General features: G+C 38.4%; 18 protein-coding genes and 2 pseudogenes. 13 read left to right on the top strand and 7 right to left on the bottom strand.

Annotation, left to right across the window (positions count from 1 at the left end):
• Positions 1-3 precede the first annotated feature (3 nt).
• Entirely contained in the window at positions 4-264 is a 261-nt protein-coding gene (locus DWZ93_RS10545) for a hypothetical protein (protein WP_118452903.1), read from the top strand.
• A gap of 74 nt (positions 265-338) precedes the next feature.
• Here the strand turns inward: DWZ93_RS10545 and DWZ93_RS10540 are convergent, their stop codons facing one another.
• Both DWZ93_RS10540 and DWZ93_RS10535 read right to left on the bottom strand, forming a co-directional pair.
• Positions 339-1,463, bottom strand: coding sequence for a 5-methyltetrahydropteroyltriglutamate--homocysteine S-methyltransferase (locus tag DWZ93_RS10540; RefSeq protein WP_118452902.1), 1,125 nt, complete (start codon positions 1,461-1,463; stop codon positions 339-341).
• 128 nt (positions 1,464-1,591) lie between these two features.
• Complete coding sequence (locus tag DWZ93_RS10535; protein ID WP_118452901.1) at positions 1,592-2,491, bottom strand: LysR family transcriptional regulator; 900 nt, start codon at positions 2,489-2,491, stop codon at positions 1,592-1,594.
• A 113-nt stretch (positions 2,492-2,604) separates the two neighbouring features.
• On the opposite strand from DWZ93_RS10535, the gene DWZ93_RS10530 reads away from it, so the two are divergent.
• The 12 genes and pseudogenes from DWZ93_RS10530 (at position 2,605) to DWZ93_RS10480 (ending at position 11,615) form a co-directional block, all read left to right on the top strand.
• Entirely contained in the window at positions 2,605-3,966 is a 1,362-nt protein-coding gene (locus DWZ93_RS10530; protein ID WP_118453000.1) for an MATE family efflux transporter, read from the top strand.
• 82 nt (positions 3,967-4,048) lie between these two features.
• Positions 4,049-5,773 carry an ABC transporter ATP-binding protein gene (locus DWZ93_RS10525; RefSeq protein ID WP_118452900.1) on the top strand — a complete coding sequence of 575 codons (1,725 nt, stop codon included), beginning with the start codon at positions 4,049-4,051 and terminating at the stop codon, positions 5,771-5,773.
• A gap of 112 nt (positions 5,774-5,885) precedes the next feature.
• A complete protein-coding gene (locus DWZ93_RS10520; protein ID WP_118452899.1) occupies positions 5,886-6,098 on the top strand; it encodes a DUF6219 family protein in 213 nt (70 codons plus the stop codon).
• A gap of 3 nt (positions 6,099-6,101) precedes the next feature.
• Positions 6,102-6,557, top strand: coding sequence for a peroxiredoxin (locus DWZ93_RS10515; protein WP_118452898.1), 456 nt, complete (start codon positions 6,102-6,104; stop codon positions 6,555-6,557).
• Entirely contained in the window at positions 6,557-7,309 is a 753-nt protein-coding gene (gene yaaA / locus DWZ93_RS10510) for a peroxide stress protein YaaA (protein WP_118452897.1), read from the top strand. The genes DWZ93_RS10515 and yaaA overlap by 1 nt, the downstream gene beginning before the upstream one ends.
• 154 nt (positions 7,310-7,463) lie before the next feature.
• Positions 7,464-8,084: pseudogene (locus DWZ93_RS15285) on the top strand (flavin reductase); the annotation flags it as partial.
• A gap of 18 nt (positions 8,085-8,102) precedes the next feature.
• Positions 8,103-8,645 (top strand): rubrerythrin, encoded by a 543-nt coding sequence (gene rbr, locus DWZ93_RS15280; protein ID WP_243032033.1) that lies wholly within the window; start codon positions 8,103-8,105, stop codon positions 8,643-8,645.
• 58 nt (positions 8,646-8,703) lie between these two features.
• Positions 8,704-8,892, top strand: a pseudogene (locus tag DWZ93_RS10500) (lactate/malate family dehydrogenase); the annotation flags it as partial.
• Positions 8,893-8,967: 75 nt separating this feature from the next.
• Positions 8,968-9,126 carry a rubredoxin gene (locus DWZ93_RS10495; protein ID WP_005339874.1) on the top strand — a complete coding sequence of 53 codons (159 nt, stop codon included), beginning with the start codon at positions 8,968-8,970 and terminating at the stop codon, positions 9,124-9,126.
• Positions 9,127-9,283: 157 nt separating this feature from the next.
• Positions 9,284-9,589 (top strand): thioredoxin, encoded by a 306-nt coding sequence (trxA, locus tag DWZ93_RS10490; RefSeq protein ID WP_118383447.1) that lies wholly within the window; start codon positions 9,284-9,286, stop codon positions 9,587-9,589.
• 12 nt (positions 9,590-9,601) lie between these two features.
• Positions 9,602-9,922, top strand: a complete 321-nt coding sequence (locus DWZ93_RS10485) for a rhodanese-like domain-containing protein (RefSeq protein WP_118383448.1) — start codon at positions 9,602-9,604, stop codon at positions 9,920-9,922.
• A 1-nt stretch (position 9,923) separates the two neighbouring features.
• Positions 9,924-11,615 (top strand): FAD-dependent oxidoreductase, encoded by a 1,692-nt coding sequence (locus DWZ93_RS10480; protein ID WP_118452895.1) that lies wholly within the window; start codon positions 9,924-9,926, stop codon positions 11,613-11,615.
• Positions 11,616-11,731: 116 nt separating this feature from the next.
• On the opposite strand, the gene DWZ93_RS10475 is transcribed toward DWZ93_RS10480, so the two are convergent.
• The 5 genes from DWZ93_RS10475 to DWZ93_RS10455 form a co-directional block, all read right to left on the bottom strand.
• On the bottom strand, positions 11,732-12,127 hold the full coding sequence (locus DWZ93_RS10475; protein ID WP_243061271.1) for an RNA polymerase subunit sigma: 396 nt from the start codon (positions 12,125-12,127) through the stop codon (positions 11,732-11,734).
• 464 nt (positions 12,128-12,591) lie between these two features.
• Positions 12,592-13,548 (bottom strand): D-alanyl-D-alanine carboxypeptidase family protein, encoded by a 957-nt coding sequence (locus DWZ93_RS10470; protein ID WP_106762868.1) that lies wholly within the window; start codon positions 13,546-13,548, stop codon positions 12,592-12,594.
• Positions 13,549-13,602: 54 nt separating this feature from the next.
• On the bottom strand, positions 13,603-14,088 hold the full coding sequence (locus DWZ93_RS10465) for a hypothetical protein (RefSeq protein WP_181013427.1): 486 nt from the start codon (positions 14,086-14,088) through the stop codon (positions 13,603-13,605).
• Positions 14,089-14,114: 26 nt separating this feature from the next.
• Positions 14,115-15,302 (bottom strand): ABC transporter permease, encoded by a 1,188-nt coding sequence (locus DWZ93_RS10460; RefSeq protein WP_106763257.1) that lies wholly within the window; start codon positions 15,300-15,302, stop codon positions 14,115-14,117.
• Entirely contained in the window at positions 15,292-16,005 is a 714-nt protein-coding gene (locus DWZ93_RS10455) for an ABC transporter ATP-binding protein (RefSeq protein ID WP_005422944.1), read from the bottom strand. The genes DWZ93_RS10460 and DWZ93_RS10455 overlap by 11 nt, the downstream gene beginning before the upstream one ends.
• Position 16,006: the final 1 nt, after the last annotated feature.

The following is a 16,006-nucleotide window of genomic DNA, read 5'->3' as shown; positions in this document are numbered from 1 at the left end:
GATATGAACGAATTATACGAAGTTATTGAAGCGAAAATCAAGGCATCCGGCTATCCACGAAAGATATCAGGTGCAGAGGTGTATGATGATATTTGTGATCAGATTGATGGTAAGGAGAATGGAGAATACCTGTTGCTTTCACATTTTGAAGAGGGCGTGATATTTGAATATCATATTACAATTCATGATGAAGATTTTAATCTGGGAGTTTTAACGATGAAAACTCCAGAGGGAGTCTTTGAAGTGGATTTTGATGCTGAATAATATTAGGAACACAGAGCTGTGATTAATCAAACAGATTTGATCAATCACAGCTCTTTCTATATTATAAGAGGGTATTATTTACCCCATACTTCTTCTGCAATTTCTTTTACAAGACGAAGTTTATCCCACTGTTCTTCTTCGGTAAGCTTATTGCCAATCTCACAGGAGGCAAAGCCGCACTGCGGACTGAGACACAGTCTGTCCAATGGAATGTATTTGGCAGCTTCGTGGATTCTTGCAATGACAGCTTTTTTATTCTCGAGAGCAGGAGTCTTGGTAGTGATGAGTCCAAGTACAACTTTCTTGTCTCCGGATACTTTTGAAAGTGGCGCAAAACCGCCAGATCTTTCGTCATCATATTCCAGATAGTAGGTATTTACGTGTTCTTCTCCGAATAGCAGATCTGCAACACCATCATAAGCGCCGGAACTGAAAAATGTGGAATGATAATTTCCGCGGCATACATGAGTGTTGATAATCAGATCGGTCGGTGCAAGAGCAACTACACGATTGTTTAAGTCGAGAATCAGTTTCTTATATTCTTCCAGCTGTTGACCGCTTCGGCCGGTGAGTGCAACGGCAAGTTTTGGATTTACCATGCCGCCCCATACGCAATCATCAAATTGCAGATTACGGCATCCGGCTGCATAAATTTCATCGACAAATTCACTGTAGGCTTTTACTACATCGTCAGCGAAAGCTTCCTCTGTTCCGTAGATATCCAGCGTAGTGGTGAGAAGTTCAGCACCTGTAAAGTAAGCATAGAACTGTCCCGGTGAAGGAATGGTCTGCTTTGCAATGGTATTTTCGTCCTCCAGAGCCTTGAGGAATTTGAAATGTTCTACGAATGGATGCTCTTTGACAGAAATCTTACTGATCATATAAGTATCATCAATCATAGCTGCTTCTCCGTCGAAGGTGGTATTACCATCTAAGGTTTTCTTGTGCTCGATTCCATTGAATCCCCACATGAAGTCCAGATGCCAGGTGGAACGACGGAATTCACCATCTGTAATTACGTGATAACCCAGATCTTTGATCTTGCTGACCAGATCAAGGATGCATTCGTCCTCAACTTCTTTTAACTGTGACGGGGTGATCATGCCTGATTCAAAATCAGCTCTGGCTTTTTTTAACCGCTCCGGGCGGAGAAAGCTTCCTACATAATCATATCTGAAAGGTGTCTGTAATAAACTCATTCTAATGTCCTCCATATAATATATTTTATAAGTTTCAAGTGATGTTTTTCATTATATATGGGCAGAAGAAGATTGAAAAATACATAAAAATTCAGGTTGTCCATAGCTTTAAACTATGGATAACCCGATCAGATGAAATATTTTTTTAGTGCTTCCAGATAAGAACATCCCAGTCTGCTGAGCATTCCTCGTTTGTGTGTGATGTATCCGATACGCATATCATCATCGACAGCCAGAGGAACTGCAATAATATCACTTCCATTCAGATTCTCGTCGATGACACCACTACATACAGTATAGCCATTTAAACCAATCAATAGATTGAATAAAGTTGCTCTATCCCTGACGCGGATATTTTTTCTGCGTTCATAGGAAGAAAAGATTTCTTCCGAAAAATAAAACGAATTGTGTTCTCCCTGCTCAAAAGAGAGATAAGGATAGGCTTCCAGTTCTTCATTGGTAATGACTGTATTCTGCGCGAGTGGGTGTGAACGGCTGACAAATACATGCGGCCTGGCAGTGAATAATGGATGAAATGAAAGATCATGCGATTTTAGGATTTTGGTTAAAACGGCTTCATTGAATTCATTTAAAAACAAAATGCCAAGTTCGCTGCGCATTTTTGCTACGTCGTCAATAATCTCATATGTCTGGGTTTCGCGAAGACTGAAATCATAATCATCTTGTCCGTATTCTTTGATGAGATCAACAAAAGCATTTACTGCGAAAGAATAATGTTGCGTTGATACACAGAAGTTCTTTTTGCCACCAGGCGTGTGTTTGTACTTATCCTCCAGAATTGCTGCCTGTTCCAGTACTTGTCTGGCATATCCAAGGAAATCATCACCTTCCTTAGAAAGTGTGATTCCCTTATTAGTCCGGTTAAAAATGATGATATTCATTTCCTTTTCCAGTTCATGTATTGCATTGGTCAGACTGGGCTGGGAAATATAAAGCTTGTTAGCAGCCTCGGTGATTGTACCGGTCTCGGCTACAGTAATGACATATTTTAACTGTTGAAGAGTCATGTGAAAAACCTTTCTGTAAACGATGGTGCTGTGTGTTGCTGCATCATATATTTACACATAGAATACTGCATGCTATACTGAAAATCAAGAAAAAGAAAAGGGATGAATGTCAATTGAAACGAATAGATTTCGAACATGGAACTGTAACGGGCAATATTCTTGGAGCAGCACTTCCGATGTTAGTTGCCCAGATTCTGAATCTGTTGTACAACATCGTAGACCGTGTTTATATTGCACGGATCCCGGAAGTAGGGACAGCTGCGCTTGGAGCAGTTGGACTCTGTTTTCCATTGATTGTAATTATCAGTGCATTTGCCAATCTGTTTGGAACTGGTGGCGCACCGCTTTTTTCTATATTCAGAGGCAAAAAAGAGGAAACAAAAGCAGTTTGTGTAATGAATACATCATTTTCACTGGTATGCGTCAGTGCTATTCTGCTGATGATGATCGGACTTGTATTTGCACACCCATTGCTTGTGCTGTTTGGAGCATCTGATACGTCTATGATTTATGCATATCCATATATGATGATATATCTGATCGGCACCTTGCCATCAATGATTGCGATTGGAATGAATCCATTTATCAATGCGCAGGGATATTCGCTGATCGGTATGCTTTCAGTTGCTATCGGAGCATTGACGAATCTGCTGCTGGATCCGGTATTTATATTTCTGTTTGGCCTGGGTGTGCGAGGAGCAGCAATTGCAACGGTTCTTTCGCAGTGTCTTTCAGCAGTGTTTGTGATGTTCTTTCTTATGAAAAAAGCAGAGCTGAAAGTACGTTTCTTGCATAGAGGTGAGCTAGCAGAGTGCAAAGGATATGCACAGAATATTGTAAGTCTCGGAACATCTGGATTTATCATGCAGCTGACGAACAGTCTGGTAACTATCTGCTGTAATAATGTGCTGTCTGTTGTTGGCGGTGATATCTATATTTCAGTTATGACGATCATATCCAGTGTCCGGCAGCTGGTAGAAACGCCGATTCATGCAATGAATGAAGGAACATCACCGATATTAAGTTATAATTACGGAGCACGCAGACCGGCAAGAGTGCGAAAGGCAATGATGGTTATGGGATTTATGATTCTGGGATATACAGCAATTATGTGGGGTACGATCATACTGGCACCGGGAACATTAATCAGGATTTTCAGCTCGGATGCAGAGCTTTTGAAAGATGCAGTTCCGGCACTTCATCAGTATTTTGCCGCATTTATTTTTATGGATCTGCAGTATATTGGTCAGACGGTATTCAAGTCAATGAATAAAAAGAAGCAGGCAATATTCTTTTCCCTGCTTCGTAAAGTAGTTATCGTAGTTCCGTTGACCTATCTGATGCCATACACACTGGACATGGGAGTGACCGGTGTATTTATGGCAGAGCCGGTGTCCAATGTGATCGGTGGAAGTGTGTGCTTTGTTACGATGCTTTGCACAGTGCTGCCGGAATTGGAACGAATGAAATACTGAAGAAAATAGCTAGAATGAGTCGGCTCTTGCAATTTTTATGATATAATGTAGCAGATTAATTTGAAAGGAATAAGGGATTAATATGCATACATTAAAGAAATTTATTCAATATTATGCTCCGTATAAGGGGATATTTTTTCTGGATTTGATTTGTGCCGCTGTGATCAGTTTGGTCGATCTGGCTTTTCCACAGATTTTACGAACATTGACGAAGACATTATTTACAGAGAGTTCTGATGCGATTTTACGGGTATTGACTCCGATTACACTCGTGTTGTTTGTTATGTATGTGATCCAGGCAGGATGCAAGTACTATGTTAGTTATCAGGGACATATGATGGGGGCACATATGGAACGAGATATGCGTCAACAGTTATTTGATCATTATGAAAAATTATCATTTTCATATTATGATCAGAATAACTCGGGACAGATGATGAGTAAACTGGTATCGGACTTATTCGATATCTCAGAGTTTGCGCATCACGGACCGGAGAATTTATTTATCTCGTTGATCAAAATCGTTGGATCTTTTGTATTTCTGTTCCTGATCAACTGGAAACTGGCGATTCCGCTTCTGGTGCTTGTGGCATTTATGCTGGCGTTTTCTTATGGGCAGAACAAGAAGATGCAGGCAACATTTATGGATAACAGGCGTAAAATCGGAAATCTGAATTCCAGCCTTCAGGATACGCTGGCAGGAATCCGTGTGGTACAGTCTTTTGCGAATGAAGATATTGAACGGGAGAAATTTAAAAAGAGCAATCAGGGTTTCTTGATCTCAAAGAATGCAAACTATCGTTGTATGGGTAGTTTTACAGGAGGCAATTTATTCTTTCAGGGGATGATGTATCTGATGACGCTGGTATTTGGAGGCTGGCTGATCGCATATGGACAGATGGAGCCGGAAGATCTGGCGATGTATGCGCTCTATATTGGCATTTTTATCAGTCCGATCCAGATTCTGGTAGAGCTTACGGAAATGATGCAAAAAGGGTTGTCAGGATTCAGAAGATTCTTAGATGTCGTTGAGACAGAACCGGAGATTGTGGATGCAGAAGATGCGGAGCCACTGGATAATACCAAAGGGCATGTGCGTTACGAAAATGTTTCCTTTCATTATAATGACGATGACTCACTGGTTCTTGATAATGTTTCTTTTGATATCCCGGCAGGAAAATCGATTGCGTTGGTCGGACCATCCGGAAGTGGAAAGACAACCATCTGTTCGTTACTTCCGAGGTTCTATGATGTGACTGGCGGAAGTATCACGATTGATGGAAAGGATGTGCGGAGACTCACGTTACAAAGTCTGCGTAATCAGATTGGGCTGGTACAGCAGGAGGTATATCTATTTTGTGGAAGTATTCGTGAGAATATTGCGTATGGCAGACCAGATGCATCGATGGACGAGATCGTAGAAGCTGCGAAAAAAGCAAATATTCATGAATTTATCATGGGGCTGCCAGATGGTTATGAGACCTTTGTCGGAGAGAGAGGTACAAGATTGTCCGGTGGACAGAAACAGAGAATTTCTATCGCCAGAGTATTTTTGAAGAATCCGTCTATCCTGATTCTGGATGAGGCAACGAGCGCACTGGACAATGAGAGTGAGAGATTCATTCAGCAGAGCCTGGAAGAACTGGCAAAAGACAGAACTACGATTACCATTGCACACAGATTGTCAACGATCCGCAATGCGGATGAAATTCTGGTGGTTGCAGAAAGTGGGATTGCAGAACGAGGAACGCATGAGGAACTGTTGGGAAAAGGTGGGATTTACGCACACTATTATGAAATGTCATAATTTTAACCATGATATTCTGAAAAAATTATAGGAATGCGCTATTATCAAATTGACACAGGAATGTGGTAGAGTATAATTACAATTGAATACACTGAAAAAATGGAGGAATTACATGAAAGCACATAAATATTGGTCAGTTGGAGCATTAATTACAATGTTTGGGACTTATTACACTGGATATAAAAAGCTAAAATCAAGTCATAAATACTTTGCTTTAAGTTCTATGTTATGTATGGTAATGGCGATATATACAGGTCATAAAATGATTACTGGGAATAGAAAAGAAAAGGCAAAAAAAGAGAAAGTTACAGATGGAGAGGAATAAATAATGTTGGAAGTAGGAATTAAGGCACCTGATTTTGAGGTGCCCGATCAAAATGGGAAAATACATAGATTATCGGATTATATAGGAAAAAAAGTGATTTTATATTTCTATCCCAAGGATAATACAGCGGGATGCACGAAACAGGCATGTGGTTTTTCCGAGAGATACCCTCAGTTTACCGAAAAAGGTGCAGTTATTCTTGGAGTCAGTAAGGATTCTGTATCCTCTCATAAGAGATTTGAGGAAAAGTATGGATTGGCATTTACACTTTTAGCAGATCCAGAGCGGAAGGTTATTGAAGCTTATGATGTATGGAAAGAAAAGAAAAATTATGGCAAAGTCTCTATGGGAGTAGTAAGAACCACATATCTTATTGATGAACAGGGGATTATTATAAAGGCAAATGATAAAGTCAAGGCTGCAGATGATCCTGAAAATATGCTTAAGGAATTAGATTAATGAAGATAATATTATCCCCTGCTAAAAAAATGATTACAGATACTGACAGCATAGCACCGGATGCATTGCCTGAATTTATTGAAAAGACGACTGAGATACAAAGTTGGTTGAAAAGTAAGTCAAAAGCAGAACTGAAGACTATCTGGAAATGTAATGACAAAATTGCAGAACAGAACTTCAATAGATTTGAAAACATGGATCTTTATCATTTACTTACTCCAGCTGTGTTATCATATGAAGGAATTGCTTTTCAATATATGGCTCCATCCGTGTTTGAGGACAGTCAGTTCGAGTATGTACAAAATCATTTGAGAATAATATCTGCATTTTATGGTGTGTTAAAACCAAGAGATGGTGTGACGCCTTATCGTTTGGAAATGCAGGCAAAGACCAGGATTGGAGATGCCAAAAATCTGTATGAGTACTGGGGTGACTTGTTATACCGCTCAGTAATAGATGACAGCAGGATTATCATTAATCTTGCATCAAAAGAATACTCAAAATGTATAGAAAAGTATTTGACACCACAGGACAGATATATTTCGGTTACATTTTGTGAAGCTTCTGGAGATAAAATGGTAACAAAAGGTACATATGCCAAGATGGCTCGTGGTGAAATGGTCAGATTTATGGCAGAAAATAATATTGAGAATCCGGTAGATATTAAGAAATTCGACAGACTTGGTTATTCATTCCGGTCTGATTTATCATCAGATGCTGAATATGTTTTTGAACGAAAAATAGAACAATGATTTAGATTAAAGATGCGCAGCACGGGCATCTTCTCATAAAATACCGGATTTGCTGGAAAGAATTCATAACACTCATGGAATCGAATTTTTGGATTATGATATTTCATTTAAAGGTATTTGCCCAAAATGCAGGGAGAAGGTAAAGGAGGGAAAAATGGATAGGAAAGCAATGTATAAGTTGAGTTATGGATTGTTTGTACTGACTGCCAGGGAAGATGAAAAAGACAATGGATGTATTATTAATACAGCCATTCAGGCAGCTTCAGAACCGAACCAGTTAAGTATCTGCGTCAACAAAGCAAATTACACGCATGACATGATTCAGAGAACTGGAAAATTCACAGTATCAGTCTTAAGTCAGAAGGCACAGTTTGAATTGTTCAAATATTTTGGTTTCCAATCAGGAAGGGATACCAATAAATTTGAAGCATTTGAAAAGTGTGCTAGGGGTACAAATGGTATTTATTATATTACAGAAGGTACAAATGCATACATTTCTGTAACAGTTAATAAAACGGAGGACTTAGGATCACATACAATGTTTATCGGTGAGATAACAGATATGGAAGTTTTAAGTAATGTTCCTTCTGTCACATATGATTATTACCAGAATAATATTAAACCTAAGCCACAGGCAGTCGGAAAAACCGAGGATGGGCAGACAATATGGCGTTGCAGAATTTGTGGATATGAATATGTAGGAGAAGAATTACCGGATGATTTCATATGTCCTTTATGTAAGCACCCAGCATCAGATTTTGAAAAAATAGTAAAGAAAACGGAGGAAAAAGAAATGGTAGCAAACAAATACGTAGGAACACAGACTGAGAAAAATTTACAGGAGGCATTTGCAGGGGAATCGCAGGCAAGAAATAAGTATACCTATTTTGCTTCTGTAGCGAAAAAGGAAGGCTACGAGCAGATGTCAGCATTGTTTTTAAAAACCGCAGATAATGAGAAAGAACATGCAAAGATGTGGTTCAAGGAATTAGCAGGAATTGGTGATACAAAGGAAAACCTGGCGGCAGCGGCAGAAGGCGAAAATTATGAGTGGACAGATATGTATGAAGGCTTTGCTAAAACAGCTGAGGAAGAAGGATTCCCTGAGCTTGCAGCAAAATTCAGGGCAGTAGGTGAGATTGAGAAGCACCATGAGGAAAGATATCGTGCACTTCTTAAGAATATTGAAACTGCTAAAGTTTTTGAAAAGAGTGAAGTTAAAGTATGGGAATGCCGTAACTGCGGACATATTGTGGTAGGAACTAAGGCACCTGAAGTATGTCCGGTATGTAATCATCCACAGAGCTATTTTGAAGTACATGAAGAGAATTATTAAGGGGATGAGATTATTACGAAGAAGAAAGTGATTAATTCAAAAAAAGCAGTAATGATAGGCTGATGCTGCAATTGTTGTCATATCTGCCGGAGCGGGGCAAAAATCGGGATAGACAAGGCTTGATTTAGTAAATAAAAATGTAGCAATATTTAAGTCAATCATTCCTGAAATAGCAAAGAGAAATTTTGCGGGTATCATGCTTGTAGTAGCTACAGCAGTCAATTCATGGGTTTTGGAAATGCTAAAAACACTTGACATTCGTGCTAAGATTACAAAATAATTCAGATACAACAGTAATATATTTATAAGGAGGAACAAACTAATGAAATATGTATGTGACGTTTGCGGATGGGAATATGATGAAGAGGAAGGTTATCCTGAAGGTGGTATTGCACCAGGAACAAAGTGGGAGGATGTTCCGGAAGATTTTGAATGTCCATTATGTAATGTTGGAAAAGATCAGTTTTCAGAAGTTGAATAGAAGTCTAATCTTGTGTTAAATACGGATGGATAAATCAAAACCCTGGTGCGTGAGCAACAGGGGTTTTTTATTGCGATATTTTGTGATGATATCACAGAAAAGAAATAAAATTCAGATTATAATAAAGCCACAAAGAAATGATAGGGAGGATTATAAAATGACTGCAATTAATATCAATAAAAATAATTTCCAGAACGAAGTAATGAATTCTGATAAACCTGTCCTTTTGGATTTTTGGGCGCCTTGGTGTGCTCCTTGTCGTATGGTGGTTCCTATCATAGAGGAGATTGCAGGTGAACGCCCTGATATCAGAGTTGGTAAAATCAATGTGGATGAGCAGCCTGAACTGGCAAGTGAATTTAGTATTATGAGTATCCCAACTTTGGTGGTTATGAAGAATGGGAAGATTGTACAACAGATTTCAGGTGCGAGACCTAAGAATGCAATTTTAGAAATGCTTTAAGGAGGTGCGCTAATGGGATTTTTCGATTTCCTTAAACAGGCGAATATTAATCAAGGGATAGAGGAATATAAAAGGACTACTGGTGCAGTTCTGCTGGATGTACGTACTCCGCAGGAATATCAGGAAGGGCATATACCAGAAAGTAAAAATGTACCGTTACAACAACTTAACAATGTTGTTTCAGTAGCGAAGAATACAGAAATTCCACTGTTTGTATACTGTTATTCCGGAGCCCGAAGTCGTCAAGCAATAGGGTTGTTGCAACGAATGGGATATTCTAAAGTAAATAATATCGGTGGCATTGCTGGTTATTCAGGAAAGGTGGAAAAATAAGATGAAGGTAATAATCGTAGGCGGTGTAGCCGGAGGAGCTACAGCTGCAGCAAGAATCCGAAGACTGGATGAACATGCAGAAATTACTGTGTTTGAAAGATCCGGATACATATCCTATGCGAATTGTGGGCTTCCATATTATATTGGAGATGCAATCACAGATCCGGAAGAACTTACACTACAGACACCTGAGAGTTTTTTTAAACGCTTCCGTATTAATATGAAAATTCATCATGAAGTTATCTCCATACATCCGGAACGTAAAACTGTTTCAGTGAAAAATTTAGAAAACGGTGAAATATTTGAAGAAAATTACGATAAACTTATCCTTTCTCCAGGTGCAAAGCCAACACAGCCGAGACTTCCAGGAGTAGGTATTGATAAACTTTTTACACTTCGTACTGTAGAAGATACTTTTCGGATAAAAGAATATATTAATAAGAATCATCCAAAATCGGCTGTGTTGGCTGGTGGCGGTTTTATTGGTTTAGAGCTGGCAGAAAATTTGAGGGAGCTTGGCATGGATGTTACGATTGTCCAGCGGCCTAAACAGCTGATGAATCCTTTTGATCCGGATATGGCATCCATGATCCATAATGAAATGAGAAAGCATGGAATAAAACTGGTATTGGGCTATACAGTAGAAGGATTTAAAGAAAAAGACAATGGAGTGGAGGTCTTATTGAAAGATAATCCATCTCTTCAGGCTGATATGGTGGTGCTGGCAATCGGAGTTACACCAGACACAGCATTAGCAAAAGAAGCTGGTCTGGAACTTGGCATCAAAGAAAGTATTGTAGTGAATGACAGAATGGAAACCTCTGTACCGGATATTTATGCTGCAGGTGATGCAGTTCAGGTAAAACATTATGTTACTGGTAATGATGCGTTAATCTCTTTAGCGGGACCTGCCAATAAACAGGGCAGGATCATCGCGGATAACATTTGTGGTGGTGATAGTCGTTACCTAGGCAGTCAGGGAAGTTCTGTTATCAAAGTATTTGATATGACAGCAGCCACTACAGGTATCAATGAAACCAATGCCAAAAAGTCAGGATTAGAGGTAGATACAGTAATTCTTTCTCCTATGAGTCATGCCGGTTACTATCCCGGTGGAAAAGTGATGACCATGAAGGTGGTTTTTGAAAAAGAAACCTATCGTTTGCTTGGTGCTCAGATTATTGGATATGAAGGAGTTGATAAACGTATTGATGTGTTGGCAACAGCAATTCATGCAGGGCTGAAGGCAACCCAGCTGAAAGATTTAGATCTCGCATATGCACCGCCTTATTCATCTGCCAAGGATCCTGTAAATATGGCTGGATTCATGATAGACAATATAGCGAAAGGTACCTTAAAACAATGGCATTTGGAAGATATGGATAAGATTTCTAAAGATCAAAATGTGGTGTTGCTGGATGTGAGAACTGTAGGTGAATTTAACAGGGGTCATATGGATAGATTCAACAATATTCCTGTAGATGAACTGAGGGAACGAATTAATGAAATTGAGAAAGGAAAGCCTGTGTATCTGATATGCCAAAGTGGTCTGCGCAGTTACATTGCCAGCCGTATTCTGGAAGGAAACGGTTATGAAACATACAACTTTTCCGGTGGATTCCGCTTCTATGATGCAGTGGTTAATGACCGTGCGCTGATCGGAAGGGCATATGCATGCGGTATGGATTATTAGAAATAAACAAATATTTTTATAGTTTAATCGTAGTATAAAAAGATCCCCCATTTATTAGAACGACTTTCATAATTCTGATAAATGGAGGATTCTTTAGATGTTATAGAAAAACATTTTTATGATCTTTGTAGTGTTTCCAGTCTTTTCGAATCAAGGATTGTGATTTTACCGCGGGAGAGTTTGACGAGTCCTTCGCCTTGAAAGTATCGGAGCATTCGAGTGATAGCAGTCCTTTTTTCCTCCGGCAAAGTGCGGATTGCTTCAAGCAGCAGTTTCGGGGTTATCTCTTTTCCTGCCATTTGATAACGCGGTTCAGCTTCTTCGTCTTGAAAATACTTGTCAACGGTGTAAAGCTGCCGTTCCTCATGCAAGGCAAGGTCGCAAAACGATACTTCCCGTTTTCTGCGTCGCCGGATTTCGTCGTGGGCGTTGCACGCTTCGTTGTGCAGCACCCGTTTACAGAAACTTTGAAAGGCACATTGCTTTTGAAATTCTCTGCGATTAGGTTCCATGTTCTCACCTCCTTTCTGTCGAAAGGTGGTAGTACCTCCCCTTTTCGCGTGATAATACAGACGACTTTTTCAAACGCTGGACGAAAGCAAAAATTTCTTTGAAAAAAGTTCTGTAAAATGCAAAATGCGCCCATCTGCAAGGCGCAGACAGACGCAAAGGAAACATAAAAAGTATTTAGATGATGTGATTGTTCATCTTTATGCCCGAAATACCCCGTTGCAGGGGATAGACTTTTTTTGATAATTGGGGGAATGTCGATTTGTGTCGATAAGTTGATAAGTGCATGGCGGCTACCTCCTAAAGCCGCCATGCCTTTACATGGTAGAGGGTCGTCGTTGGAATTTAGATGGATAAAAAGAAACGGCGGCTCTGATAATCAAAGCCGCCGAAATAGAGTAGGCGCGTGAAAATGTGTCTGCTCTGCGACGGCTTTTTTTCTTTTGCCGTCGTCCGGCAGATGAAATCATTTAGTTAAATAGTCAGATTCATCTATTGTTTTAAGAATATAATTCACATCATCATATCTTGAAGAATCCGATTGAGAGCCTAAACTACATATTAAAAATTCCTTTCCATGTTGTTGATAAAGAACAACTAAATTATAGTCATTAGATAAGGAACCTGTCTTGATACCTTTAACATTTTCATTGTAATATTCTGATGTTTGGTCAAGAAAAGTATTAGTATTCCTCCATGTCTGCGTACTTCCGTCAGGTAAAGTAGCTGTATAATTACTCTTTGAAACAATATCTCTAAACCATTGCTTCTCTAAAAGGTGAGTAGATACTGATTTTAGGTCTGAAACGGTAGTGAGAGCATTGACATCATATCCGCTTGGGTCATATAAAATTGTGTTTTCATACCCTTGATTTTGTAAGTAATTATTTAGATGTTCCATAAAAACATTAATACGTTCTTGACTATTCTTAGCTTGTGGTGAAAGAATAGAACCACAATAATCCGCGACTACATAAGCAGCGTCATTTCCAGATGGAACCAACATGGCAGCAAACAAATTGTGGAGAAAATATTTTTTCGCGTCTATATTCGCAACAGATGAACCAGGTTTAGTTAATTGGATTGCTTCATAATTTGCAGGAACAATACTATCTAAATCCGCAAGTGTTGCTGCGTATTCAATGACAAATAATTTGGCTAAGCTGGCAGGAAGCTGTTGCTCGTTTTCTCGCTTTGAAATAAATATATTGTCATTAGAAAGGTCAACTAATATGAGGGATTTTGCATTATAAAAATCTTGAAAGGAAATTCCATTCAGCCAAGAGTTGATTTTATTCTTCTCATTGCGAAAATTGTCAGGTTTCATTGCCCACAATACAAAAGCAACACTAAATATTATCAAAACAAGAAAAATACAGATACCGCTTACATGGAATTTTTTTCTCTTATAATTTCTTCTCATCTACTTAATTCACCTCCCTAAATGTACTTGAAAATTACTTGTTAGTAAGACCAATCAATAATTAACATCTATACACTCCCTAAAACCAGATGGATCACCTAGTTTTGCTTTGTCAATATTTTCTCGCAAATAATTACGAGTAGCGTCATCGCACCTGTCTTTTCCCATATATGGCATATCAAATGCTTTTTCCAATTCTTCTAATGCTTTTTCGGCTCTTTCCGGATTTGTATTATAAGTGTCAAGCCATTCTTTCATCCATGAATATTCCCACAAGTTAGAAGCTCTTGTTTCACCATAGCCAACTTGGAAAGAAGCCCCTGTATCTTCATTTTCCAACTTTTTAGGAAGTTCAACTCCATCTGGCCAATCCAAACTGTCAATGGTTGCAAGATATTCTTCTTCGATATGCTCAAAGTCTGTAAATCCTCTTGAATCAGATGTAGTATCAGAATTAGAACACCCCGCAAACATTAAGCATATCATTAAAGTAAAAATCATTCCTAAAAGAATTTTTGTTTTAGCAGATAATATTTTCATATTTATTCCTCCAATTTCTTAAACTTTTATCTAAGTGCTAATGCAGGTTCCAGTTTTGCTGCTTTTATTGCGGGCAATAACCCGCCTAATAATGCAACAATAACAGAAGTTATTACAGCTATGACAGCCGAAAAAATAGGATAACTTGGTGCTGTTATTGGTGAATCAGGTGGAAGCAATACACTGATACCTTCAACGATAAGTAGCGAGAGTAAAATTGACGCAATGCAAACGAATATTGAAATAATCAGTTGCGTACCTAAAACCAAAGTAACAATATTTGCGCGGGAAGCTCCTATTGCTCTTCTAATCAACAGCTCATGTGTACGTTGTTCTAAAGAAGATAAACCTATGTTAATCTGTCCCAAAACAGAAACAAACAATAATAAAAACGATGTTACTAAAAGTCCTAGTTGAAGCATAGCTAATACAGAATCATAAGCATTACCAATATCGCTTCTTCCTGTATTTTCTAAATGACCTCCTATTGTTTCTTTCAAAATATCTTGTAAGGCAGAATACATTTGTTTTGTTGTAAGTCCATTAGTCATGTGCCAATAAATATTTGCACTTTGTACTTGCCACATATTAGGAACAAGCTGTTCTATTGCTTGTACGTCAATATAGATTGTAGGTATATCCTTTCCGTCATTTACAATCCCAGTTACGTTAAACGGTGTTAATGCAAGGCTGTTTTTTGGATTACCTACGGCATACGAAGTATTGAAATAGGATTCAGCCTCTTTATTTACTACCATACAAAGAATATTGTTTGTTTCGGAGGAGTAAAACCAATTTCCCGATGACATAGGTAAATTATAGACTTTATTGTAACCTGTTGTTGTGAAAATGACATCAACAGGTATAAAATCTTTATAAAGTGTGTCATTTTTATCTTTCAATGATGAAAGGGATGGAATCGGTGCAAAGCTTATATTTTCCTGCATAGACAGAGTAACGGCTATCGAGTCATCTAATTGCTGTACTTTTGTCAAAAAATTCTGCATTTTAGCGGCATCTTCAAAACGGCAATCCATTATTGAAAAGGAGTATGTTGGAACCCAACCGTATATCTGTGCATTAACAGAAATTAAATACTCTTTACCAAGAGTACCAACCAAAACGGAACCTATCATTGCTATAATTCCTACAAGCATAGAAATACTGGTTAAAATATTGCGGAGAGGAGAAATACGAAGGTCTTTAAGAATCATATTTAACACATTGAAGCCTCCCTCCGTCCATTTCAAAAATTGTATTACAAGTCTTTGCAATATCGAGGTCATGAGTTACTATTAAAAGCATAATGCCATTTTTAAGCACAACTTGATGTAAAAGGTCCATAATTTGTTTTCCGGTTTTTTTATCTAAAGCACCAGTAGGTTCATCACATAAAATGGCTTCCGGCGATACTGCAAGTGCGCGGGCAATCGCCACTCTTTGTTGTTCGCCTCCTGATAAATTAGATGGATAATCATTTTCTTTTCCTTCTAATCCAACACTTTGCAAAAGATTTCGTATTGCTTCTTTCCGCTGTCTTGTATTCATTTTCTTTTTGGAATAAAGTAAAGGAAGCTCAATATTTTCCCAAACTCTTAAATGTTTAATTAAAGAATAGTTTTGAAAAACAAAACCGATATTACTTGCTCGAAGCATAGATAGCTGGCTATCTGTTAAAGTGGAAACAGACATACCATTATAAAGAAATTCGCCTTGATATGAGTGGTTGAGTAAACCTATAATTGATATAAGGCTTGTTTTTCCTGAACCCGATTTGCCTACAATAGCATAGCTGTTTCCTCGCTTTAGTTCCATATTTGCTTTGTTTACAGTTACTAAGGTATCACCATTATTCAAATTAACAGTCGCTACCAAGTTTTTTATTTGAATTAAATTTCCTCCATTCGTTTTTTCCATG

It is taken from the genome of Dorea sp. AF36-15AT, from assembly GCF_003477705.1.
Taxonomy (GTDB): domain Bacteria; phylum Bacillota; class Clostridia; order Lachnospirales; family Lachnospiraceae; genus Claveliimonas; species Claveliimonas ammoniilytica.
The sequence above is the reverse complement of the archived record's forward strand: the minus strand, read 5'-3'. Positions and strand labels throughout refer to the sequence as shown.

What these genes read in the sequence shown, in the direction of transcription:
- DWZ93_RS10545 (WP_118452903.1), top strand. Translation starts at nt 4, where the DNA reads ATGAACGAATTATACGAAGTTATTGAAGCGAAAATCAAGGCATCCGGC.
- DWZ93_RS10540 (WP_118452902.1), bottom strand. Translation starts at nt 1,463, where the DNA reads ATGAGTTTATTACAGACACCTTTCAGATATGATTATGTAGGAAGCTTT.
- DWZ93_RS10535 (WP_118452901.1), bottom strand. Translation starts at nt 2,491, where the DNA reads ATGACTCTTCAACAGTTAAAATATGTCATTACTGTAGCCGAGACCGGT.
- DWZ93_RS10525 (WP_118452900.1), top strand. Translation starts at nt 4,049, where the DNA reads ATGCATACATTAAAGAAATTTATTCAATATTATGCTCCGTATAAGGGG.
- DWZ93_RS10520 (WP_118452899.1), top strand. Translation starts at nt 5,886, where the DNA reads ATGAAAGCACATAAATATTGGTCAGTTGGAGCATTAATTACAATGTTT.
- DWZ93_RS10515 (WP_118452898.1), top strand. Translation starts at nt 6,102, where the DNA reads ATGTTGGAAGTAGGAATTAAGGCACCTGATTTTGAGGTGCCCGATCAA.
- yaaA (WP_118452897.1), top strand. Translation starts at nt 6,557, where the DNA reads ATGAAGATAATATTATCCCCTGCTAAAAAAATGATTACAGATACTGAC.
- rbr (WP_243032033.1), top strand. Translation starts at nt 8,103, where the DNA reads ATGGTAGCAAACAAATACGTAGGAACACAGACTGAGAAAAATTTACAG.
- DWZ93_RS10495 (WP_005339874.1), top strand. Translation starts at nt 8,968, where the DNA reads ATGAAATATGTATGTGACGTTTGCGGATGGGAATATGATGAAGAGGAA.
- trxA (WP_118383447.1), top strand. Translation starts at nt 9,284, where the DNA reads ATGACTGCAATTAATATCAATAAAAATAATTTCCAGAACGAAGTAATG.
- DWZ93_RS10485 (WP_118383448.1), top strand. Translation starts at nt 9,602, where the DNA reads ATGGGATTTTTCGATTTCCTTAAACAGGCGAATATTAATCAAGGGATA.
- DWZ93_RS10480 (WP_118452895.1), top strand. Translation starts at nt 9,924, where the DNA reads ATGAAGGTAATAATCGTAGGCGGTGTAGCCGGAGGAGCTACAGCTGCA.
- DWZ93_RS10475 (WP_243061271.1), bottom strand. Translation starts at nt 12,127, where the DNA reads ATGGAACCTAATCGCAGAGAATTTCAAAAGCAATGTGCCTTTCAAAGT.
- DWZ93_RS10470 (WP_106762868.1), bottom strand. Translation starts at nt 13,548, where the DNA reads ATGAGAAGAAATTATAAGAGAAAAAAATTCCATGTAAGCGGTATCTGT.
- DWZ93_RS10465 (WP_181013427.1), bottom strand. Translation starts at nt 14,088, where the DNA reads ATGAAAATATTATCTGCTAAAACAAAAATTCTTTTAGGAATGATTTTT.
- DWZ93_RS10460 (WP_106763257.1), bottom strand. Translation starts at nt 15,302, where the DNA reads ATGATTCTTAAAGACCTTCGTATTTCTCCTCTCCGCAATATTTTAACC.
- DWZ93_RS10455 (WP_005422944.1), bottom strand. Translation starts at nt 16,005, where the DNA reads ATGGAAAAAACGAATGGAGGAAATTTAATTCAAATAAAAAACTTGGTA.